The 22,583-nt window shown below is 41.1% G+C and carries 18 protein-coding genes; 13 read left to right on the top strand and 5 right to left on the bottom strand.

Annotated elements, in window-relative coordinates; genetic code table 11:
- Positions 1-26 precede the first annotated feature (26 nt).
- Positions 27-383 carry a four helix bundle protein gene (locus ACTB00_RS08590; protein ID WP_463299503.1) on the bottom strand — a complete coding sequence of 119 codons (357 nt, stop codon included), beginning with the start codon at positions 381-383 and terminating at the stop codon, positions 27-29.
- A 42-nt stretch (positions 384-425) separates the two neighbouring features.
- The gene (mutA, locus tag ACTB00_RS08585) at positions 426-2,306 is read right to left on the bottom strand and encodes a methylmalonyl-CoA mutase small subunit (protein ID WP_463299502.1); all 1,881 of its coding nucleotides are present in this window, start codon (positions 2,304-2,306) and stop codon (positions 426-428) included.
- Between the two features lie 627 nt (positions 2,307-2,933).
- On the opposite strand from mutA, the gene ACTB00_RS08580 reads away from it, so the two are divergent.
- The 5 genes from ACTB00_RS08580 to ACTB00_RS08560 all read left to right on the top strand — a co-directional run bounded on the left by ACTB00_RS08580 (position 2,934) and on the right by ACTB00_RS08560 (position 9,040).
- Positions 2,934-3,803 (top strand): SDR family NAD(P)-dependent oxidoreductase, encoded by an 870-nt coding sequence (locus ACTB00_RS08580; RefSeq protein ID WP_463299501.1) that lies wholly within the window; start codon positions 2,934-2,936, stop codon positions 3,801-3,803.
- Positions 3,733-4,719, top strand: coding sequence for an NAD-dependent epimerase/dehydratase family protein (locus tag ACTB00_RS08575; protein ID WP_463299500.1), 987 nt, complete (start codon positions 3,733-3,735; stop codon positions 4,717-4,719). Before ACTB00_RS08580 ends, ACTB00_RS08575 begins: the two co-directional genes overlap by 71 nt.
- Before the next feature lie 388 nt (positions 4,720-5,107).
- Positions 5,108-7,369 (top strand): M3 family metallopeptidase, encoded by a 2,262-nt coding sequence (locus ACTB00_RS08570; RefSeq protein WP_463299499.1) that lies wholly within the window; start codon positions 5,108-5,110, stop codon positions 7,367-7,369.
- A gap of 1 nt (position 7,370) precedes the next feature.
- The gene (locus ACTB00_RS08565) at positions 7,371-7,793 is read left to right on the top strand and encodes a cupin domain-containing protein (protein ID WP_463299498.1); all 423 of its coding nucleotides are present in this window, start codon (positions 7,371-7,373) and stop codon (positions 7,791-7,793) included.
- A gap of 308 nt (positions 7,794-8,101) precedes the next feature.
- A complete protein-coding gene (locus ACTB00_RS08560; protein ID WP_463299497.1) occupies positions 8,102-9,040 on the top strand; it encodes a hypothetical protein in 939 nt (312 codons plus the stop codon).
- Positions 9,041-9,104: 64 nt separating this feature from the next.
- On the opposite strand, the gene ACTB00_RS08555 is transcribed toward ACTB00_RS08560, so the two are convergent.
- Together ACTB00_RS08555 and ACTB00_RS08550 are read right to left on the bottom strand one after the other, a co-directional pair.
- Positions 9,105-9,929 (bottom strand): MBL fold metallo-hydrolase, encoded by an 825-nt coding sequence (locus ACTB00_RS08555; protein ID WP_463299496.1) that lies wholly within the window; start codon positions 9,927-9,929, stop codon positions 9,105-9,107.
- A 62-nt stretch (positions 9,930-9,991) separates the two neighbouring features.
- The gene (locus ACTB00_RS08550; protein ID WP_463299495.1) at positions 9,992-11,077 is read right to left on the bottom strand and encodes a DUF3810 domain-containing protein; all 1,086 of its coding nucleotides are present in this window, start codon (positions 11,075-11,077) and stop codon (positions 9,992-9,994) included.
- A gap of 134 nt (positions 11,078-11,211) precedes the next feature.
- Between ACTB00_RS08550 and ACTB00_RS08545 the strand changes: the two genes are divergently transcribed.
- Both ACTB00_RS08545 and ACTB00_RS08540 read left to right on the top strand, forming a co-directional pair.
- On the top strand, positions 11,212-12,588 hold the full coding sequence (locus ACTB00_RS08545) for a UDP-N-acetylmuramate--L-alanine ligase (RefSeq protein WP_463299494.1): 1,377 nt from the start codon (positions 11,212-11,214) through the stop codon (positions 12,586-12,588).
- A gap of 56 nt (positions 12,589-12,644) precedes the next feature.
- A complete protein-coding gene (locus ACTB00_RS08540) occupies positions 12,645-13,874 on the top strand; it encodes a dipeptidase (protein ID WP_463299493.1) in 1,230 nt (409 codons plus the stop codon).
- A gap of 58 nt (positions 13,875-13,932) precedes the next feature.
- Here the strand turns inward: ACTB00_RS08540 and ACTB00_RS08535 are convergent, their stop codons facing one another.
- Positions 13,933-14,391 carry a DUF4395 domain-containing protein gene (locus ACTB00_RS08535; RefSeq protein WP_463299492.1) on the bottom strand — a complete coding sequence of 153 codons (459 nt, stop codon included), beginning with the start codon at positions 14,389-14,391 and terminating at the stop codon, positions 13,933-13,935.
- Positions 14,392-14,702: 311 nt separating this feature from the next.
- Here ACTB00_RS08535 and ACTB00_RS08530 point away from each other — a divergent pair, with 311 nt between their 5' ends.
- The 6 genes from ACTB00_RS08530 to menB all read left to right on the top strand — a co-directional run bounded on the left by ACTB00_RS08530 (position 14,703) and on the right by menB (position 22,569).
- A complete protein-coding gene (locus ACTB00_RS08530; RefSeq protein ID WP_463299491.1) occupies positions 14,703-16,007 on the top strand; it encodes a S28 family serine protease in 1,305 nt (434 codons plus the stop codon).
- 174 nt (positions 16,008-16,181) lie between these two features.
- A complete protein-coding gene (locus tag ACTB00_RS08525) occupies positions 16,182-18,287 on the top strand; it encodes a glycoside hydrolase family 36 protein (protein ID WP_463299490.1) in 2,106 nt (701 codons plus the stop codon).
- Between the two features lie 105 nt (positions 18,288-18,392).
- On the top strand, positions 18,393-18,827 hold the full coding sequence (locus tag ACTB00_RS08520; RefSeq protein ID WP_463299489.1) for a PaaI family thioesterase: 435 nt from the start codon (positions 18,393-18,395) through the stop codon (positions 18,825-18,827).
- Positions 18,820-19,992 carry a chorismate-binding protein gene (locus ACTB00_RS08515; RefSeq protein ID WP_463299488.1) on the top strand — a complete coding sequence of 391 codons (1,173 nt, stop codon included), beginning with the start codon at positions 18,820-18,822 and terminating at the stop codon, positions 19,990-19,992. Before ACTB00_RS08520 ends, ACTB00_RS08515 begins: the two co-directional genes overlap by 8 nt.
- A complete protein-coding gene (menD, locus tag ACTB00_RS08510; protein WP_463299487.1) occupies positions 19,931-21,619 on the top strand; it encodes a 2-succinyl-5-enolpyruvyl-6-hydroxy-3-cyclohexene-1-carboxylic-acid synthase in 1,689 nt (562 codons plus the stop codon). Before ACTB00_RS08515 ends, menD begins: the two co-directional genes overlap by 62 nt.
- Positions 21,620-21,744: 125 nt before the next feature.
- Entirely contained in the window at positions 21,745-22,569 is an 825-nt protein-coding gene (gene menB / locus ACTB00_RS08505) for a 1,4-dihydroxy-2-naphthoyl-CoA synthase (protein ID WP_463299486.1), read from the top strand.
- Positions 22,570-22,583: the final 14 nt, after the last annotated feature.

Here is a 22,583-nt window from a genome sequence, read left to right as displayed (position 1 = left end):
ACATTATAGATTTTAGATTTTAGATTCTAGACATTAGATAAATTCTTCTGAAAAGCTATCAGCATTTTAACAATCTCGGAAGTTTTATCTAACATTTCTTCTTTTGCGTTTTCCGAAATATACTCCAGATCGCAGGCAAGAATCATTAATGATTCAACTTCGAACAAAGATCCCTTAGCGAAACGCAGAAAGTGGTTGAAATCTTTGTTGATACCACGACCAGCTCCTTCTGCAATGTTTAACATGATCGAGACGGCTGCCCGTCGAGTTTGCGAGATCAATCCATAAAGCTCATCAGAAGGAAATTGCTTGGTTACCAGATATACCTCTTTAACAAGAACTCTTGCCCTTTGCCAAATCTTTATTTCCCGGTAATTATGCATTCTGAATGTCTATTGTCTAAATTCTGATGTCTTTTTATCTGATTAGTTTATTCCCAACTTTGCATTGTAAACTGTCAACTCTTCCAGCAAATTACTCTTCAGATGAATGAAGTTTTCAATGCCTTTGGCTTTCAAATCATCTGTGCAAGCAGGAGCACCGGCCACTACAAAAATGGCTTCGTCTTTTATTAAGTCGAAAGCAGCAGGAGCAGCTTCAGCATATTCATCATCAGAGCTACAAATTACAATGATATCGGCACCAGCTTCTTTAGCCGCAGCAACGCCATCGGCAACACTGGCAAAACCATTGTTATCTTTCACTTCGTAACCGGCAACAGCAAAAAAGTTGCAAGCAAATTGCGAGCGTGCTTTACTGAAATTAATGTTACCAACAGTTAGCATGAAAGCCAACGGACGTTTGTTCTCTTTTGAGAATTTGTCAGTCGCTACACGAAGTTTTTCGAAAGCCATTGCACCACGATATGGTTTTAGGGTTTCAATCTCAGCATCGTCGGCAGTTAAGTCGGTTGGAGCAAGAGCATCTTTTACCAATTCCGCCTTTTCCAATCGCTCAGTAAAATTTGGGAACTGGTTAATACCCAACAAATTTTCGCGGCGAATAGCAACATTTAAGTCGCGTTTAGCGGACATTTCATTCACCTTAGTTTGAATGAAACCTTCTTTTGCTGCAGCAAGGAAACCGCCTTTATCCTGAATTTCGAGGAATAACTTCCAAACTTCATCAGCAATCGATGCGGTTAATTCTTCAATATAATATGAACCAGCACCCGGATCAACGATTTTATCGAAGTGCGATTCTTCTTTCAACAACAATTGTTGGTTACGGGCAATACGATCAGAGAAAGTTGTTGGATCTTCGAAAATCGCGTTGAACGGAAGCACTGTGATTGAGTCAGCACCACCTAGCGCAGCACTCATTGCTTCGGTTTGTGTGCGAAGCATATTCACATAAGGATCGTAGAACGTTTTGTTCCAGCTTCCGGTTTCGGCATGAACACGCATTTTGCAACCGCTCTCACACTTAGGTTCGTAAGCTTTTACAATCTGCGCCCACAACAGGCGAGCTGCACGTAACTTGGCAATTTCCATGAAGTAATTGGCACTTACACTCAAATTAAATTTGATGTTTTTAGCCACATCTTCAACAGCCACTCCTTTTTCGGTTAGCGTTGAAAGATATTCAACACCCTGAGCCAACGAAAAAGCCAACTCCTGAACAACAGAAGCACCAGCATTTCCAAAGTTTCTACCATTTACAGCCAATACTCGGTATTTGGGTAATTCAGCAGATTTGGTAATTAGATTTTGAGCCTGAGTCAACACATGATCAACACCTTTTTTGAAACGCCCGTAAAGCAGGTAGTTTCCGAAGGGATCGTAAGCCACAGATGCAACAATATTTTTTGCATCCCATTTGCCAGCCAACACATACTCTGCAAATGCTTCCGCAACTTTACAGGTACAGCACTTCGCTTCAAAGTTCACCTCAACTGATTCCAAACAAATACCTTTTAGCAAAACAGCCAGGTCGTCAACGGTAACTTCTGTACACTCATTAAAAACAAAGCCCAACGAAGTGACACCTTTCATCAATACGTCAAGTGCTTTTTTGTTGGACTCTCCCAAATCTTTTACGATGATATTCTGACGAACATACCAATCGTTGTTATTGGTTTTGGTACCCCGTACATAAGGAAACTCTCCTGGTAATGCATTCAGGTAGTCCAGTTTTGCAAGGTCTTCCTGTCTGTAATACGGCTGAACCGAAAAACCTTCGTTTGTCCTCCATACCAGCTTGCGGTCAAAGTCGGCACCTTTTAAATCGGCAACCACTTTTTCTTTCCAAGCCTCAGAACTGACAGGAGGGAACTCGTTAAATAGTTTGATATATTTTTCTGTCATAATGTAACTGTTAAGAAAATCAGGCTGCAAAATTAACCTTTTTACATAAGGACTACTCAAAAACGAACAAGTTTTTAACCTTTAGGTAACAAATATCATCTTTTGATTTTCAAGCATTTACATATGAAGCAATCTTCATACTTTGAAATCGGCAGTTATTTTTAATGAATATAAATAAGAACCCGCTCCCGGGACAATAAATTCTATTGATAGAAGAGTTGCAAGTCTGAAATTTTAAGATTCGATTTTTCCGGAAGATCACTCTCGAAATACCAAAACTTCAATGTAGAAAAACTAAAACGCACACAATCGTGCATTTTAGTTGAATACCCGAGGAATCCTCTTTATTAACTATACCTTTGTTGGGAAAAGCGGGTAATAAGAGCTACAATATGTGGATACGCATCTCAACTTTTCGAATGTTTTTGAATATACATGTAAGTAAAATGAAATTAAATGCACCACTGAAATTCAATCAATTAACAAAACAAAAGTTTTTATCGAACATTAATTGTCATCATTTGTCTGCTTTTTGCAGAGCAGATAATCGAACATATTTTAGTTAACTTAAAGAACACGACAGCCACACAAACAACTACGACTGGAGTTAAAAATGAAATAAAAGCGATGAAAGATACGGGGTGTTTATACACATTAATTACGGGAGCAAGCATAGGTTTAGGCAAAGCTTTTGCCGAAGAATGTGCCGGCAGAAAAATGAATCTGATCCTGATTTCACTACCCAATGAGAACCTTGAAGTATTGAGTGAAAAGCTAAGGCAGACCTATCAGATAAAAGTTCATTGCAAGGAAACCGATCTCACCAAGCTCGATACCGTCCTTGAAATTGCTAATTGGGTAACCACGAATTTCACCGTTAATATGCTGATCAATAATGCGGGTATTGGAGGCACACAAGTTTTTGTTGATTCGGAAATCGACTACCTCGACAATATGATTCAGTTGAACATCCGTGCGATGACCTTATTGACAAGAACTCTTCTGCCGGAATTAAAGAAACTTAAGTCAGCATACATTCTGAATGTGTCTAGTCTGGCTGCCTTTTCTCCCGTGCCATACAAAACCATTTACCCGGCTACAAAAGCCTTTGTTCATCATTTTACAAGAGGTTTGGAAGCCGAACTGCAAGAGACCAATGTGAGTGTTAGCGTATTAAATCCAGGTCCTATCATGACCAATGCAGATGTTTCCACTCGAATAAATGGACAAAGTTTTTATGTGAAGTTATCCATCATGACCCCGGAACAGATTGCAACTATTGCAATTGGGAAGATGTTGAAAGGGAAATCAGTAATCATTCCAGGCATCATGAACCAGATCAATGCCTTCTTTATTCGTTTGGTTACGGAAAACTTCCGTATATCTGTAGGAACCCGAATTTTCAAACGTGAGAAAAAAAACTGCGATGAAAGTACTAATAACCGGAGCAAACAGCCTTCTTGGAAGCAATCTGGCAAGAAAACTATTGCAAGGTAACGATGAGGTAAAAGCCATGGTACGCGAAAGCAGTAACTTGCTTTCACTAAAAGATACAAATCCGGAAATTGTCAAAGGTAATTTCATGGATCGTCATAATCTGCAACAAGCACTCGCCGACTGCCGGGTCGTGGTTCATGTAGCGGCCAATACTTCGCAATGGCCATCAGCTTACAAGTATTATCAAAAAGTAAATGTTGATGGCGTACAGTTTATGCTAGAAGAATGTAAAAAAGCCGGAGTCGAACGCTTCATCTTCGTTGGTTCGGCCAATGCATTTGGTCCGGGAACGAAAGAAAATCCGGGCAATGAAACAACGCCTTTCACCAGCCTTCAATACCAATCAGGGTATATGCGAAGCAAATACGAAGCACAACAATTGGTATTGGATTTTCATCAGAAACACAACTTTCCGGCCATAGTTGTTAACCCCACTTTTATGCTGGGTAAACATGATGCCAAACCAAGCTCGGGACAAATGCTGTTGATGGCACATGGGAAAAAGCTGATGCCTTATCCTGCGGGAGGGAAAAACTTTGTGCATGTTGAAGATGCAGCCACCGGAATTGTAAATGCCATTGAGATGGGAGAAAATGGAGCGTGCTATTTATTGGCGAATGAAAACCTCACTTATCAGGAGTTTTTTACAACGATGAAAGCTGTTTCAGGCTACCCACAACAACTTGTAAAAATACCAAGACCAATCCTGAATATCGCCGGATCATTTGGTTCGGCTTACGAAAAAGCAGTTCGCAAACCGACCAAACTGAATCAGGTGAATGCCCAACTATTGCAAGCTGATAATTATTATTCTTCGGCAAAAGCTCAGAAAGAATTACAACTGCCCCAAACACCAATTGATCAAGCAATAAAAGATTCGTTGGAATGGTTTGAGGAATTTGGCTATTTGAACTAAATAAAGAAAATTCTCAAAGCTGACTATCCCGTGGCAGAGCCTCGATGAATTAGTTGACTAAACCAATCAAATCGTCTAAAAATATAAACCGAGCATGATCAATATTTCTCACTCGTAAGTAATTACTCCTGTTTATCATTAAAAAATAGAATGATTCAGTCAGCCACTCAATCAGCGGGTAACCCGAAAAACGCTTTGCTCTTTGATATATCCTTCAATCATCTTTCTGAAAGATGATCGACCTGCTACACTTTATAATCATTCCAAACTACATGTACATAAATAATTTTTCGTATCAATTTAGTACTTTGGAGCTTGATTGTTGATAACACGAAAAATAGAAATTTTGTACTTAGCCTCACTAACACTTTATTTCAAAGCCTATTTTATGAAATACAAAGCAAATACCCTGAAACATCTATTTGTCGCCTTTTTCCTCATGGGGGTTGGAGCGACCATGTCAGTAACGGCACAACGCGAGCCTTACGCCGGCCAAGATACCACCGTGTATGGCGGTAAAATATGGCGTGACACCATAACCCTGTCGGAGATAAAACCTTTTGAAAACTTAACGAAGGAAGGCGTGGATGTGCTCTCCGCTGATTTTACCGCTTTGATTTCCACCGGTAATGCCCATTCCGATAGTATTGTAGCCCGGCTTGAAACCGTATTAGATTATTATGCAAAAACTATGACTAATTGGAGATACTACGCATATCTTAAGTCAACAGATGTAACTAATACAACTGTTGCTAACCTCCATATCCAGACAAATGAATTATACCAATATACCAAAGCAAAGGGGCTTGGTACAATCGGAGCAGCTCTGTCCACAAAATATCAACCAGTGGTTTGGAATGCCTTAGGAGAGGAGTTGCAAAAATCATTTTTAAGCGCCATCCAACAAACCCCAACTCAACTCGCACTTCAGACCCAGGAGAGTGAGTTAAATGCCCGATACAATGCCGCCTCAGCACAGAAAATTGAGGTGGAGATAGCCGGACAGACGGTCACTTTTTCTAATTTAGACTCGCTCGGACTTAATAGCGAGGCAAGGACAGAGGCCTACCTGGCCCTTTGGCAAGAAAAAAATCGAATTATAGGCACAATTTATCTTGATTTGGTCAAGGTGCGCAGGCAAATAGCTGAAGCCTCATCGGTGGAGTATAGCAATTTTTCAGAATACATGTACAAAGAAACTCAAGGACGAAACTACTCTCCAGAAGAACTAAAGGCTGTTCATGATTTTGTACAGCAATATTTCACTCCGTTTTATGAAGAACTAAAAGGCATACGCAGCCATGAAAACGAGTTTGAAGATGCATTGATAGCTAAATCGCCTGAAGATATGATGCAAAAACTTGCCGGGGTGATGGACAATACAAGGGATCTTAATCTGTCGGAGTTCAAACCTGCCTACGATTATATGATAAAATACGGGCTTTACGATATTGCTGGAGGAAATACAAGAGAAAAAATCGGGTACTGTACAAATTTCGTTTACTATAATGCTCCTGCTATCTTTATAAATTCTAATGTGCACCCCGGCTATAATGTCTTGTTTCACGAGTTTGGACATTATTTAGATGATTATGGAAAGACACGTGAAAACGATTTGTATGTTCTTCCTAATTATGATCTGCTAGAGGTTCCCTCGATGTCTTTTGAATCCCTTGCCCTGAGATCAGAACTCTCCACTTTTACCGACCTGGCTACAGTCAGTGGAATTGAGGCTGTAAAGGTAGCATCAATCATTATTGGCGATGTGTTACATCAAACACTTTTTGATGCTTTTGAGCAGGAGGTCTATACGCAAACAGAGCTTTCGCTGGAGGATCTAAACAACATCTACAAGCGATTGTACGGTTTATTTCTTGGAACAGAGGCTGCAAATAAAACAGGTTTACAATATCAATGGGTGTATATGGCTCATCTCTTTCACTCACCTAATTATACCATCTCATACACCATGAGCGCATTGCCAGCACTCAATATTTGGTTTAAAAGTAAAGATGACTTTGCCTCTGCCATGCAAACTTACAGAACCTTGCTCAATAATATTCAACAAGGAGATTATGTGGCGGCCATGGATTCTGCCGGGATGCTTACGCCTTTGGATGAGCAACTGTACATTGATCTTGCCGGTAAAGTGGAAGATATGCTGGAAAATAGTCCCTACCGGAGAACCATTACTGCGACTGCCGGCATTGGAGGCACTATCTTCCCTAATGGCACTATCCGCGCTCAACAGGGACAATCAGTGAAAATGATGATACAGCCTGATGAAGGGAATACAATTGCAAGCATTGTTGTTGACGGCGATAGTATCGCTATAAGAGACAGTCTGTACCTCCACACGAAATACGACAGAAATATAGCTGTCACTTTCCGGCAGGTGCAAACCGGAATCGGGGATAAAACAATTTCAGAAGTGCAGCTCTATCCCAACCCCGCTGCTGACTGGGTAACGCTAAAAACCCCCGATGCCAAAGCCGAATACTATACGCTGTACAACAGTTTTGGGCAAGTATTAGTGAGTCGACCGATAGTTTCCAAAGAGACAAAAATTGATATCAGTGGCTATCCGAACGGCATCTATGTTGTTGAAGTAGAAGAACGGAAAATTAAGTTAATTGTTAATGATCGCTGATATGAAGAAGTTATTCCTGGTTATTGCCATTGCTATATTTTTGTCGGGATGCACAAAGGCACAGGAGATTGCGAAGGTTGAAAAAACAGTCATCGTTCAAGGCACAAAAACATGGGATGGTACAATTCTTCCCCTTTATCCACAGGGTCAGCCGGAGGTCACACTTGTAAAGTTTACCATACCGCCACATACAAAACTGGAATGGCATAAACACCCCGTAATCAATGTGGGCTATATGCTCAAAGGCTCGCTTTCGGTGATTTCAGAACACGGTGACGAACTCATTTTGAATGAAGGCGACCCTATTATTGAGCTGGTAAACACCTCCCACTACGGCGAAAACAGAACGGATGCCCCTGTGGAAATAATGGTGTTTTATGCGGGAGTAAAGAACGAACCATTTACCACTTTGATTCAGGATTAAGATCTCTTTAAATAAAGACATTTTCGAAAATAAGCCTCAATTATCAACATTTACAGTTCGAGTTTTTTAACTACGGACTTGCTGCCCGAACCAAATACCCATACGTCGTTTAGAGTCCGTGGCCTATCCTGAAGATGAAAACAATCACATTCTTCTGACGATTAACAGATCCTGAAACGACCAATTGCAGCTGGGAATGGATATTTAAAATGAATAAGAAACTATCCTTGTGAATCTGCTTTTGATAATTCTAGTTTTCATAAATCATATATTTTGAATTGTTTGTTAGATTTGAAAGAAAAAACAAAATGGAAAAGAAGAAAACTCCTCTACATTTTAACATCTCCTTCAAAAAAAGAAAGTCAACGAAAAAAGAGAAATCTTATAAAGTCACTATTAATGAACCTTTTGAATTAGGTTCTCCCATAAAAGTAAATGAACCTATTTCTGTAAAAATGAAAGAGAATTGGGTTGATAGAATTGCCAAATTCTCGGCACTCGCAGCAGTGCTTCTGGCAATTGGAGCAATTGCTTTTGATTATAGGCAGTCAAGCCAACAAGCAGAATCATTTAATAAGTTCCAAGAAAAGCTAGATTCTACGCTCGATACTCAACTAACCAATGCGAAAGAACAGCATACTTCTACAATTGCAACATTACAACAACAACAAATTCAAAACGATTCAACTATTAAATTACTAACCATTCAGGCTGATCGTTTAAAAAAGCAAAATGAAATTTGGAAGATTAACCAGCAAAACAAAATTCTCTCTGAAAGTGTAAAAATTGCCCCTGTTGTTTCTGAACATTATTTAAAGAATGACACTGTTATTTTCAAACTAAGTTACCAAAATAATGGACAACGAACTGCAAAAGACATAAAGTGCCATGTTGGCATTTTTGTATTTGACAAAAAAAATCAGATTTCAATATTAACTGACGGAGAAGCACCAATGACAATGGGTAAGATCATTCCTAGGAATTCAGTGAACTGGGCCATAAATAAATCCTTCCCTGAAAGGATTAACAATAGAAATATTTACATATGTTCAAGATTGACTTACGAAGATGAATTTTTTAAAACCAAATTTGTGACAACAGACTTTATCCGCCTATTTTTAGAAGACAACATATCGAACGTTTCATTTTGCACATTAAGCGAAATCGATATAATAGAACGCAATTCTCACTACAAGGACATTGAAATAGAAAATTACACAATTAAGGACAAATACCTATTTAAATAAAACTGTCACACCAAAAACTCCAGAAAATTCTCTTTTGAAATCACTTGAATAACTCCTCAAAAGTTTACAAAGAAAATTTATCTTTCCATTTTGGGCCTTTTTCAGTCCACTCCACCGTAGCGCATTCGGAGTAAAAATCATGCTCAAAAAACAGAACATATTTGTTGTCGGCCGCTTCTTTTAAAAAAGCTTCTTTTTCTTCCATGGCGGTAACCGGATACAAATCGTAGGAAGCCAGCCACACAATTGGAATATTGGCTGTTGTAGGAATCAAATCGGATGTATAAACGTAGGTTTTCCCTTCGAGCTTCACCAAAGGAATCATTTGCCCGGGGGTGTGTCCATCAAAAAAACGAACTTCGAAGTCAGGAAATAGCTCACCTTCATTTTCAACCAACTGCATGTTACCGTCTGCTTTCAGAACATTCAGTACATCGTAAAAATAAGCCACTCGTTCGCGCACATTCGAAACCTGAGCATGCTCCCATTGGCGCTTGCTACACCAGTGCGTGGCATTTGGGAAAAGTAATCTCAAACTTTCTCCTTCTTTTAAAACGGCTCCATTGCAATGATCCCAATGCAGGTGGGTAAAAACAACATCCGTAATATCCTCAACCGAATAGCCCTTTTCTGCCAGCGATTTTGGCAGGGCATCCGTTTCTTCGTGACCATTGTTACGCTTCACTTTCTCCGGATAATGATCGCCAACCCCTGCTTCAATCAATATTTTCCGTTCTCCCTGATCAACCAATAAGCAGCGCATGGTTAATTTGGTCACATTGTTCTCGTCTGCCGGGTAAGCTTTCGACCACAATGGTTTTGGAATCACACTAAAAAGGGCGCCCCCATCGCATGAAAAATGGCCGGCATGAATGGCATGGATTTGCATAGTTCTCAATTTTAATTCGATGGCAAAAATAGTAAAAAGTGGACAGATGAAGTGGAACGATCCTACTGAGACTGCCCCTGTAAACCGATCACTCTTTTCTGCGAAAGCGAATCAGTTTCAAAGTCCATGACAAACTTAACCACACCCGTATAATCATCAATACCCTTTTCTACTTTATTCGTCTTCAGGTAGGCATCGTTCACTTTGGATGCATAATCATCTATTTTTTCATCACGAAGTCGGAGCCAATGTTTTCGTATCCGGCGCAAGTCTGCCTTTACCCGTTCATCCAACTTTTCAATAATGTCGGTGTAGCCTTCCAATTTATAGCCCTCATAAATAAAGTAGCGCAGCACATACAAATTGGCGCTGTATTGCAATTGTTTTTCCTGACTTTGTGAGCACACCAACCAAGCATAAAAATTGGCTTCGGCCTCACCCGTAATTCCAAACTGATGAGCCTTTTCGTGGGCCAGCACCAAGGGGTACTCAACCGGCAGCAAGTAATTATTCACGTGCACTTCGTTAAAAAATGGCCCGTAGTAACCCGAAATGGTAGCCGCGGCAAAAAAGCGGCTAAAGGTAATCGACTTTGACCGACGCACTCCCGAAGGATATTCAATCTGCAAAAACGGAGCTAAGTGTTGATAGGAATTCTCAATCCATGAATCAACTTGCGATTTTCTCAATGAATCAATTTTCACATACGACTCATTGGTTCGTTCGACCAACTTTTCAAAAACATTTAAAAATAATTCAGTACCCGGGTCACTTTCAGAAATTGACAAGCGTTGATTCAGATCTTCCCTGTAATAGTTGAAACCCCAAAGCCAGTAGAAAAGCATATACAAGATCGCTAACGAATTGAACCAAATAAGAAGAAATTTTCGCCATTTGATTTTTCGAATTACCAGCGCAACAACGGTCACAACTGCCAAAATGATCAACACCACATAAAATAAATCATCCAGCGAAAACGGTACCTGTCGACTCACTGCTGAAAGAATGGTGGCCACAACCGGGTAAATTTGCTGCGAATAAAACGCCTCGGTCACTGCAGGAAAAGCTGCCGCCAATTCGGTGAGTAAAAAAGTTGCCACCGCCAGCCAAACACCCAATAATGATTTACTGAAAATCCTCGTTCTCATGCTTCTCTTTTTATCAAATTTCAAAACTACAGAAAACAAGTCAATCCTGAAATCTGATAATTTTTTCGAAGAAGCGCTGTACTTGTTCTACTTTCATTAATTTTAAGCTTTCAAAAAAACAGAATCCGAACTTCATGCACATTCATTTTATTGCCATTGGCGGAAGTGCCATGCACAACCTGGCTATTGCGCTGCATAAAAAAGGCTACCGAGTTACCGGAAGCGATGATGAAATTTTTGAGCCATCCAAAGGCAGGTTGCAAGCACATGGTTTGCTTCCGAATCAAAATGGCTGGTACCCCGAGCAAATTTCAACCGACATTGATGCCATTATTTTAGGCATGCATGCGCATCCTGACAATCCGGAACTAAAATGTGCACAGGAGCTTGGGGTGAAAATTTACTCGTACCCCGAATACCTTTATGAACAAACCAAAGACAAAACGCGGGTGGTGATTGGCGGTTCGCATGGAAAAACCAGCATCACGTCAATGATTATGCATGTTTTGAAAACCAACCACATCGACTTCGATTACATGGTCGGAGCTAATCTGGAGGGGTTTGAAACCATGGTTTCGCTAAAAAAAGAAACACAGATAGCTGTTTTTGAAGGGGATGAATACCTGTCCTCCCCCATCGACCGTCGGCCGAAGTTTCATTTGTATCATCCGCACATTGCCCTGTTAAGTGGAATTGCATGGGACCACATCAATGTGTTTCCAACTTTTGATAATTACGTGGAGCAGTTTCGGATTTTTGCCACAAAAATTGAAAAAGGTGGTTCGCTTATTTATTATGAAGACGACGAAAACCTTCGCCAAATTGCGACTGCCACATCCAATGGCATTGAGCAAATCCCGTACAAAGAGCATAAATCAACGGTTGTTGACGGTGTAACTTACTTAAACAATGATGACCAAAAAATTCGCCTGCAGGTATTTGGAAATCATAACCTGCAAAACATTGCCGGCGCTAAATTAGTTTGTGAAAAATTGGATGTGAGCGATGAGCAATTCTACCGTGCCATGAGCTCGTTTAAAGGAGCCGCGCGCCGTTTGGAAATTTTATCAACAAACGAAAACTGTACTGTTTTTTATGACTTCGCTCATTCGCCTTCGAAACTAAAAGCGACAACATCGGCCGTAAAAAAGCAATTCGGTAACCGACAACTCGTCGCTGTGATGGAGTTGCACACGTTTAGCTCGTTGAAGAAAGAGTTTCTTCCTCAATACAGCGGATGCATGGAGGAAGCCGATCAGGCTTATGTTTTCTTCAACCCAAAAACGATCGAGCACAAACGGCTGGAGCCAATTACAAAAGACGAAGTTGCCCATGCTTTTGCCAAAAAAGGACTGCAGGTTTTTACTGATCCGACTGAGCTATTTGACAAGCTGCGAAAAATAGATTGGACGGCGAAAAATCTTTTGATCATGACATCGGGCAATTTTTCGGGGCAAGATTTAAAGAGCTTTGCCAAAGAGATCACCAGGAAACCGATTCAAACTAAATAAAAAAACAGGCTTCGACACCCCAACGGCGGACGAGCAACTACGAATTTATCACTGAAATGAAAAACCTACTTTTATTAGCCTTACTCGTTTTAAATTTGGTCACAAGTGCTCAGGAAAAAGATTCCCGACTTTGGCGAAAAGCTCAAAAACTTCACCAACGGGTAACAACAATCGACACCCACAACGACACGCCTATGTTGTTGCTGAAAGATGGATTCGATATTGGCGAACGGCACGATGCTTCCGAGTGTCTGGTCGATTTTCCGAAAATGGACGAAGGCAGTCTGGACGTTTCATTCTTTGGCGTTTTTAGCGGGCAAAAACCGCGAACAAAGGAAAACTACCGTCATGCTTTTCAGCATGCCAATACCATGATTGATTCAATTCATTCAATGGTTGTTTCCCATCCCGATTTTGTACAATTGGTGTATAGTCCGGAGAACATCTCCAATATTCAACTTGCCGGGAAACACGCAATCTGCATTGGGATGGAAAATGGATTTCCAATTGCCAAAGAACTATCTCGAATTGAGCACTTTTACAACCGAGGGGTTCGCTATATTACACTTTGTCATTCTTTTCATAACGACATTTGCGATTCGTCGAGCGACTTAACTCCTCCTGAACACGGTGGAGTCAGCGAATTTGGGAGAATGGTCATTCATGAAATGAACCGGCTGGGCATGATGGTGGACATTTCACACCTGTCGGACGATTCCTTTTTTGATGTGATGAATATGACTCAGGCGCCGGTTATTGCCAGTCATTCCTGTGCAAGAGCAGTCGCTAATCACGATCGCAATATGAGTGACAAGATGATTAAAAAACTAGCCGAAAATGGTGGCGTCATCCAAATGTGTCTGCTGGATGATTACATCAAGGAACCCGACACAAGCACTGAAAGATACGCAGCAGAAAGCCGATTGATGAAGATATACCGCACCGAATACAGCAAAATGTCGGATCTGGAAAAAGAAGTTTTTGAAGCCGACTGGAGAAACATGAAGAAACTTCCCAAAAAACTTCCAACAGTGGCTGATTTGGTTGACCACATTGATCATATCGTACAACTTGTGGGTGTTGACTATGTTGGAATTGGCAGTGACTTTGATGGCGGAGGTGGACTGGCAGACTGCAACGATGTTAGCCAATTTCCCAACATCACTTACGAACTGCTAAAACGCGACTACAAACCCAAAGACATCCGTAAAATCTGGGGAGGTAATTTCCTTCGTGTTTGGAAAGAGGTGGAAAAAGTAGCCGGGAAACTAGACGCACACTTATAAAAAAAGCCGACTAAAAGCCGGCTTTCTTGAGAAAAAACTATTATTAATTGTTGGAAAATTAATCGGTATAAAACGGAAGTACAAAGTAGGTGTAGATTGTACATCCTGCGCAAAAGGCAAAAGCAAACTCAAGCCCTGCGAAAAACACAAGCACACCGGCCACTACTGCCGCTGCAGTGTGCAACTGTAATACAAATAATAAAGCAACAACCAGCGCCATGGTAAATCCCATGCGGGCAGCAAAAATCTTAGGTGCTTTATCTATTTTATTTACAGGTAATTTTAATGCCTTTACCACTTTCGAGGCCACAAAACTTATTGGACTGAATTTCATTTGAGTAAACGCCCGAATAAAAAAATCAGCTGTTAATAATCCCATGACCACCACCGAGTCTAAAGCAAACGCAGCAATCACAACCAGCATGACTAACAAAGCTGTTACGCGCGGTACCTGCTCGTTGATTCTTTCTTCTGATATGGGGCAAAATACACTCTTCATTTTTAAATCTCCTTTCATCCAATTTAGGTGACCTATTCCGTCATCCAAATATATTCAGACAAATTTATCTGTTTTTGTTGATTATTTTGAATTATTCTAAATAACAATACTTGAACTTAATAGTTTATTTACATTAAATGCTAATTTAATCATCAGGTATCGATTAATAATCCATCTTACAATTACAATCAAATAGTCGCTCAATTCGTTATTTCCTGACACGGATTATTCTATATTTTTCGTGTATTTTTGAAAATCTCAGAAAAAGTTAACGAACTGCCCCATCCAAAATATTGGATCGCCAGTTAAAACATTGCAATAAGCTTATTATGAACAGACAAACACGATTAAAGCACCTCCTGTCAACTCTAGTTCTTCTAATTCTCGCGTATACAGGAAACTGTCAGGAGCTAATCAAGTTTCTGAAAACACAACCGGAAATCGTCACTATCGATTCGATTGAAGGAAATTCTTTTTTCAAACAAACATACGTGTTAAAAATCAGGCAGCCGCTCGATTATAAAGACACAACCAACGAATTCTTTCTGCAACGCGTATTTTTAGCCGATAAAAATCCATCCAGCCCTGTCGTTTTAAATACCGAAGGGTACGATGCAGGTTATGCTTCGAACCCCAAATACATCAACGAACTCACAAGCATGTTGGATGCGAACCAGATTTGTGTGGAGCATCGTTACTTTGGAGAGTCGATCCCTGATTCGCTGGATTGGCAATTTCTTACCGTTGAAAATGCGGCTAACGACCACCATCGCATAGTTGAACTTTTCAACAAGTATTATCAGGCAAAATGGTTAAATACGGGAATTAGCAAGGGCGGACAAACAGCCTTGGCACATCGGGCTTTTTTCTCAAACGATGTCTCGGCCACTGTTGCCTACGTTGCCCCGCTAAATTTTGGCGTGGAAGACGGGCGTCATGAACTATTTTTGAAACAGGTGGGGACAAGCGAATGCCGATTTCAGATTGAAGTATTTCAACGAGAAATACTGAAAAGGAGAGATCAGATGCGACCCCTGTTGAAAAAATACGCCGCAGCCAGAGCATATCAGTTTCCAATAGCACTTGATGAAGTGCTGGACTACATCGTCCTTGAATTTCCTTTTGCTTTTTGGCAATGGGGCTACGATTGCACTGAAATTCCTGACAGCAATTCAGATGACCAGCTTCTTTTTGAATACCTGACAAAGTCCAGTCCTCCTGACTATTTTTCGTACGAAGGATCGGCTAAATATCGCGCCTTTTTTTATCAGGCAGCTCACGAACTGGGTTACTACGGATACGACACAAAACCTTTAGACGACCTTTTGTCTGTAAAATCAGCCAAAGGGTACATGAATCAATTTATGGTTCCAACATCAACACCTGTCAAATACAGCGACAAGACATCTCGCAAAGTCAAAGCCTTTTTGAAGAATGATGCTGAAAATGTTATCCTTATCTACGGCGAGATTGATCCCTGGAGCGCAAGCTCTGCATCGGTAAGAAGAAGAGGAAACAACTACAAAATCGTTTTAAAAAATGGTAGTCACAAAACACGAATTGCCTCGTTTGATGAAAAGACTCGCCAAAAAATTGAAAAACAAATCAACAAAATGGTTAGAGCAACACCATAATCTGCATTTAATAATGCTCAGCAAGAAATCAACGCAAACATTTTTCACAACATAATCCGACATACACACCTGACAAACAAACCCTTAGCAAAAAAGAAGTTTTTGATCTTTTAATGCATACATTGTTAAAAGTTGTTAAATTTACAGCCGCTTAACTAATCAATAACGTCGTCTATGACCAAAAAGGCCATTGAAAGAAGAAATTTTTTAAAATTACTAGGTACTGGAATAGGCTCACTCCTAACACTTCCCTATTACGCAAATGCCTTTGAGTACCCTGCTGCGATTGACCGAGACCGTTTTAAAATCGGTAAGCCGCAGTGGATTCTTCATAACGACGGTACCTTTGACTTAGTTGCAGGAAGAATCAGTCTTCAAAATTGCCGCCCTACGATTGATGGACAAAGTATTTTCGTCCGTAATACGTTTATGGGTGACTCTCCTAAAGGAAAACGAATCATTTATGAACTGGATCGCGGCTTTGTTATGCTCGATCTGAAAGTGAACTCAGGTTCTATCTCTATCGGTGCCGAGCTGAGTGGGATGCCGCGTGCCCCCTACTGGTTTTGCCCCTTGGGCGAAGCAACGGTTAACGGCGTCAAGCATTTCTTCAAACAGGGACGAGGATTTGGAGGTCCAACAGGCCTATATGAATTTCAAAAGCCATCACAAGAAGAATTTGGTAATGAGCTCGGGGAACAGGCCTGGTCCTATGATTCATATCTGACAACAGGTTTGATATCAGCTGAAAATGACACCTTAGTCGTTGGTACATTTGAGCATAACGATTTTGTCCAGAAAAGTTCGCTATATAACCGCCCACACCGCCGAGGCTTAGTTGACCGCTACCCCGATGTTGAGTCAATCTTTTTCGAAACCGGCTTTGTTACAGAAAGAATTCCGCTAAAAGATGATTTTATCAAACTGCCGGACATCTATATTTATTATGGAAATAAACCCTATGAAACGCTGCAACATCTAGCCTGGAATATTTCAGAAAACCTGGATGCACGAAAAGATTCAAAAACGAGCTATCACTGGGATTCATTTAACGAGTTTCAACATGATTTCGACCACGAAAAACTAACAAAACTGTTGACTTCATTGGAGACAATGGATCCGGAAATTTTGCTTGATACTATTTTAATTAATGATGGCTATGCCGTTCATGGCGATTGGCTGGATACGAATGACAAATGGCCAAAAGGACTCGAACCCGCTGCTCGCGATATCTTTCAACGACGTTACCGGGCAGGCATTTGGGTCGCTCCATTTATGGTAAGCGAGGAAAGCAAAGTCTATAAACGACATAAAGACTGGTTAATTCGTGATAAGGAAGGCATTCCTATTCCTGAGTGGAATTTCAAGGAAGGCACGCATTATGCTCTCGATGGCAGTCACCCCGAAGTAAAGCGTTATATCCAAAAAGTTTTCCGGACATTCCGAAAAATGGGATTTACCTTCTACAAGACTGAATTTATGGATTGGGGACATAAACCTTCAATTGGCATTGAACGATACGATAAAACCAAAACTTCAGTTCAGATTTTTACGGAAATTTTAAATATTATTCGGGAAGAAATTGGAGCCGGAAGCTTTTGGTTAAGTGGCACATCGCCTTATGCACCGATGATTGGTTATGTTGACGCCATGCGTATTGCAAATAGCATTAATTGTGAATGGGAGCAAAACGGTGTTGGCAATATGCTTCAGGAAAGCTACAACTGCCAGTACTTCAACAACGTATTTTGGCAAAACGATCCGGATGTTATTTCGCTTCGTAATATGAATTGCTATCTAACGGATACCGAAAAAACTAGTCTGGCTTATTGGAGTGGTATTCTAGGTGGGGTCGTAAGTATCTCCGACCGCTTTTCAACCCTAACTGACGAACAGCTGGAAACCTGGCGCCTATTGCTTCCACATGAACGGCCACAAAGTGCTACCCTTCCGTATTGGGGTCAGGACAAAACATGCAAGGTTGCGCTACGGCGTTACCGCTCACCCAAAGCCTGGGGGCTCCTAATTTTTAATGATACAGAAGAAACAGTAACCGAAAACTTTGTTTTTTCCGAGATCAATGAAGAGAGCAGCAATTGGGTATACGAGTGGACCTTGGGTGAAAGTGTGGGGCTGGGAAATCTCAGCGAAATTACGGTCACTCTCCAAAAGCACGAGTCAAAGCTATTTTATTTATCTGACGGAAACGACAGCCCATCGGAAGACCTATCAATTAGTGGAATCCGCCTGAAAAAAGTTTACCGCAAACAGGATACTTAAACCTTACGACCATTTATTTTCCGGCGATTGCACAGGAATGAGCCGTGTAATTAAATTTATTCAAAACTAAATCTTATTTTAGAAGTCATTTTTGAATAAACCGCTATGGATTTTCGCACACTGAATATTGACACACCAATTGAATTAATTAATCAGGCCTCGCAAAGAGGATTGATTGGAAGCCTTGGTATTGAATTCACCAAAATTGAAGCTGGAACAGTTGAAGGACAAATGCAACTCTCTGAAAAAAACTGTCGCCCCGATGGTATTTTACATGGAGGTGCTAATCTGTCGCTGGCCGAAACGTTAGCTGGACTGGGAAGCATGTTGCTTGTTGATGTAAAAGAATTTAATGTACTTGGCATTCAGGTAAACGGCAGCCATACCGGCACTTTAAAACAAGGGAAAGCTTTTGCTACGGCAAAAATCATACATCAGGGAAACCAGACCCACGTTTGGAATGTTGATGTAACAAATGAAGAAGGCCGACTGATTTCAGCAGTTCGGGTGACGAATATGATTGTAAAAAGGAATGACTAAAAAAAGAACACTAACACAATTTCTGGATAAACTCATCGAAAAGAATTGCGCTTTTGCCATATGGTCTGAACCCGGAAGCGATGAACCCGAAATTCTACTGACAGATAAAAAAGACCTGATTTACCCCAAAGAGTTTTGTAAACTGAATGGGCAAGAAGGTTTCGTTTTTGCTCCCTACGAAGTCAACTCAACCACGCCGCTGGTATTGTTAAAGCCAGGCATCTACCGGAAAGGAATCGAAGAAATTATCAAAATCGATCTGGACGAAATTCAGAAAAATCAAGCTGCCGCAAGTAAAGAAGATGAACATTTCATCATTGAAAAAGAGGTGTATTTAAAGGATATTGAAACAACAATCGAAACAATAAAAACCAGCAAACTGTCAAAAGCAATTATCTCTCGTCTAATTCCTTCAACCCGGGGAGAGGAGTCGATCGGTGAAGTTTACATGCAATTGTTTGAGCAAACAACTAACGCTTTTATATATCTGGTTAACTTGCCCAAAGCGGGCTGCTGGATGGGAGCCACTCCCGAAGTCCTCCTGAAATCAGATGAAAAAACATTGGAGACTGTGTCCCTGGCCGGCACACAAACCCGAAGGTCAGATTCAGATTACAGCTGGCACACCAAAGATATTGAGGAGCAAGCCTTTGTTTCCCGTTACCTACTCGATGTGTTTTATCAATTCAACATTCACCCATACACAACACGAGGCCCGGAAACACTCGAAAGCGGAAAAGTAGCACATCTGTTTACCAGCTTTCGGTTCTCAGCAAAAAAATTAAGCCGTCGGCTAGGCGATTTTGTCGCCGAACTTCATCCAACACCTGCAGTTTGCGGCTATCCAAAATCAAAAGCCAGCAAGTTCATCACTAAAATTGAGAAACATAATCGTCGCTATTACACCGGTTATCTGGGACCTTGGCAATTAAACAATTCCATCAGATTATTTGTAAATTTGCGATGCATGGAAATAACACCCGAACAATACATTTTGTATTCGGGAGGTGGAATTACAGCACGGTCAGTTCCTGAAGAGGAATGGGAAGAAACAAATAACAAAGCGAGAACACTTTTATCAGCCATCGAAGCGGTTCAAAATAATGATATCAACCAAAAAACACATTCAACAGCTAGCCAGCTTACTTCTGAGCAAAGGAATTGATGACATTATCATTTCTCCGGGATCACGAAATGGGCCGCTAACCCACACCTTTGCCGGAAGCGGAAAGTTTAACTGTCGCAATATTGTAGATGAACGAAGTGCCGCCTATTTTGCACTGGGCCTAGCTCAAGCCAAGCAAAAACCGGTTGCCATTGTATGTAGCTCCGGAACAGCAAGCTTAAATTATGCTCCTGCCGTTGCCGAAGCGTTTTATTTAAATGTGCCCCTAATTGTGCTCACTGCCGACCGCCCGGATTATTGGATCGATCAAGCTGAAAGTCAATGTATCCGACAAGAAGGAATTTATCAGAATTTCACCAAGAAAGCTTTTTCACTGCCTTTGGGCGAAACGGAAAAAGAATTGTGGTTTGCCGCACGTGAAATAAACGAATGCCTGAACACTGCAATTAACGGAACTCCGGCTCCTGTGCATATCAACATTCCGCTGGAAGAACCATTGCATGATTTGTTGGATGAAAAACTTCCGACAGTAAAACATATAGCCCAGGCCGGCATTGCAGCTTTCCTGATCGATTCAGAGTTAAACCAGATAGCGCAAGCGGTCAACAATGCTCAAAAAATATTGGTTTTAGCCGGACAGCAAGTCCCAAATCCAGATCTGGAAAATCGGTTGATCGAATTGGTAGAAAAAACCGGCGCTGTTGTTTTGAAAGAGTACATCTCAAACTTAAACCACACCACTTTCTGCAGTAGCATTGACACGATTATGGCGGCTATCCATGACGGTCAATCAGAAGACTTCGCCCCTGATTTACTGATTAGCTTTGGTGGTCAGTATGTTTCAAAGTCATTGAAGCAATTTTTACGAAACACCCATCCATCAAACCATTGGCATCTGAGTTTGTCCAACGAGCATTTCGACACCTACCAATCCTTAACCAAGGTGGTCAACATGCAGCCAAGTGACTTTATAGAGCAACTTTTGCCAAAAGTCACATCCAGCGAGCGGACTTATTTTAGTCGTTGGAAAGAAAAAGAACAGCAAGTAAATCAACTGCGTGATAACTTTATTAGGCGAACTGAATACTGTGATTTGACTGTTTTTGACGAACTCAGAAAAGCCATCCCACAAAACTCAGTGATTCATTTAGGCAATAGTTCCCCGGTTAGATATGCATTGATTTGCGCCCCCGCGAAAAATGCCCGGTATTTCAGCAACCGTGGAACCAGTGGGATTGATGGGCCTCTTTCAACAGCTGTTGGCTTCGCTTCAGAGTCTGAAAAGTTAAACACCATTATTCTGGGTGATCTGTCGTTTTTTTACGACTCAAACGCACTTTGGAACAACTACCTCAAAGGAAACCTGCGAGTGGTTGTGATTAACAACCGGGGTGGAAATATATTTAGCCTGATAAAAGGCCCGAGTGATTCACCTGCTTTTCAGGAACACTTTTTTACTGAGAATAAGTTCAAGGCTGAAGGAATTGCTAAAACATTTGAGTTGGATTATTTTAAAGCTGAAAATCAACAAGAGTTACGCGAAGTTTTAAAAGATTTTTATTCCCCGAAACAGCAAACACCAGCATTACTGGAAATATTTACTGATGCGGAGTTCAACACAAAAATGTTTCGGGAGTTGTTTAAGATGATGAAAATGGAGATTTAAATTCTCATTTCGAAGCGACGATTTATTTCAGCCCAACGGTATCGCCTTGAAGATAGTAGGACGTAAGATAAACAGTCGTCCTGACGAGAAAAACTAAAAATGGATAATATTTAAAACAAAATAGAATGAGCACACAAAGACAATGGGAAACCATTAAAGAATACGAAGATATTTTCTTCGACTATTACGACGGAATTGGAAAAATAACTATTAACCGCGAACGCTACCGCAATGCTTTTCGCCCTACGACGGTTAACGAAATTAGTGAAGCGTTGCGTATTTGTCGCGAAGACCAACGCATTAATGTGATCGTGCTAACCGGAGCCGGCAACAAAGCTTTTTGTGCTGGTGGCGACCAAACGGTAAAAGGCAAAGGTGGCTACATCGACGAAAATGGAATTCCACGATTGAATATTCTGGAAGTTCAGAAACAAATCCGCAGTATGCCTAAACCCGTGATTGCGATGGTGAACGGTTTTGCAATCGGTGGCGGTCATGTACTGCATGTGGTTTGCGATATCAGTATTGCCAGCGAAAACGCCATCTTCGGACAAACAGGCCCGAAAGTTGGAAGCTTCGATGCAGGGCTCGGATCCTCATACCTGGCCAGCATTGTCGGCCAGAAGAAGGCTCGTGAAATCTGGTTTATGTGCCGTCAATACTCTGCTGCCGAAGCCTTGGAAATGGGCTTGGTCAACAAAGTTGTACCATTCGACCAACTGGAAGATGAGACAGTTGCGTGGGCACAAAAAATGCAGGAGCACAGTCCATTGGCTATACGCATGCTGAAACTCGGGCTAAATGCAGAACTCGATGGGCAAGTCGGCATTCAGGAATTTGCCGGAAATGCCACACTGCTTTATTACCTGACAGAAGAGGCTCAGGAAGGGAAGCATGCATTTTTGGAAAAACGCAAACCCGACTTCGGAAAATATCCCAAGTTCCCCTAACGGCAATATTCATC

Source organism: Sunxiuqinia sp., from assembly GCF_055140945.1.
Note: the sequence above shows the minus strand (reverse complement) of the source record. Positions and strands in the feature narration are given on the sequence as shown.

Coding starts and splice junctions, on each gene's coding strand:
- ACTB00_RS08560 (WP_463299497.1), top strand. CDS start 8,102: ATGGAAAAGAAGAAAACTCCTCTACATTTTAACATCTCCTTCAAAAAA.
- ACTB00_RS08555 (WP_463299496.1), bottom strand. CDS start 9,929: ATGCAAATCCATGCCATTCATGCCGGCCATTTTTCATGCGATGGGGGC.
- ACTB00_RS08570 (WP_463299499.1), top strand. CDS start 5,108: ATGAAATACAAAGCAAATACCCTGAAACATCTATTTGTCGCCTTTTTC.
- ACTB00_RS08540 (WP_463299493.1), top strand. CDS start 12,645: ATGAAAAACCTACTTTTATTAGCCTTACTCGTTTTAAATTTGGTCACA.
- mutA (WP_463299502.1), bottom strand. CDS start 2,306: ATGACAGAAAAATATATCAAACTATTTAACGAGTTCCCTCCTGTCAGT.
- ACTB00_RS08535 (WP_463299492.1), bottom strand. CDS start 14,391: ATGAAAGGAGATTTAAAAATGAAGAGTGTATTTTGCCCCATATCAGAA.
- ACTB00_RS08580 (WP_463299501.1), top strand. CDS start 2,934: ATGAAAGATACGGGGTGTTTATACACATTAATTACGGGAGCAAGCATA.
- ACTB00_RS08590 (WP_463299503.1), bottom strand. CDS start 383: ATGCATAATTACCGGGAAATAAAGATTTGGCAAAGGGCAAGAGTTCTT.
- menB (WP_463299486.1), top strand. CDS start 21,745: ATGAGCACACAAAGACAATGGGAAACCATTAAAGAATACGAAGATATT.
- ACTB00_RS08525 (WP_463299490.1), top strand. CDS start 16,182: ATGACCAAAAAGGCCATTGAAAGAAGAAATTTTTTAAAATTACTAGGT.
- ACTB00_RS08575 (WP_463299500.1), top strand. CDS start 3,733: ATGAAAGTACTAATAACCGGAGCAAACAGCCTTCTTGGAAGCAATCTG.
- menD (WP_463299487.1), top strand. CDS start 19,931: ATGATATCAACCAAAAAACACATTCAACAGCTAGCCAGCTTACTTCTG.
- ACTB00_RS08565 (WP_463299498.1), top strand. CDS start 7,371: ATGAAGAAGTTATTCCTGGTTATTGCCATTGCTATATTTTTGTCGGGA.
- ACTB00_RS08550 (WP_463299495.1), bottom strand. CDS start 11,077: ATGAGAACGAGGATTTTCAGTAAATCATTATTGGGTGTTTGGCTGGCG.
- ACTB00_RS08530 (WP_463299491.1), top strand. CDS start 14,703: ATGAACAGACAAACACGATTAAAGCACCTCCTGTCAACTCTAGTTCTT.
- ACTB00_RS08515 (WP_463299488.1), top strand. CDS start 18,820: ATGACTAAAAAAAGAACACTAACACAATTTCTGGATAAACTCATCGAA.
- ACTB00_RS08520 (WP_463299489.1), top strand. CDS start 18,393: ATGGATTTTCGCACACTGAATATTGACACACCAATTGAATTAATTAAT.
- ACTB00_RS08545 (WP_463299494.1), top strand. CDS start 11,212: ATGCACATTCATTTTATTGCCATTGGCGGAAGTGCCATGCACAACCTG.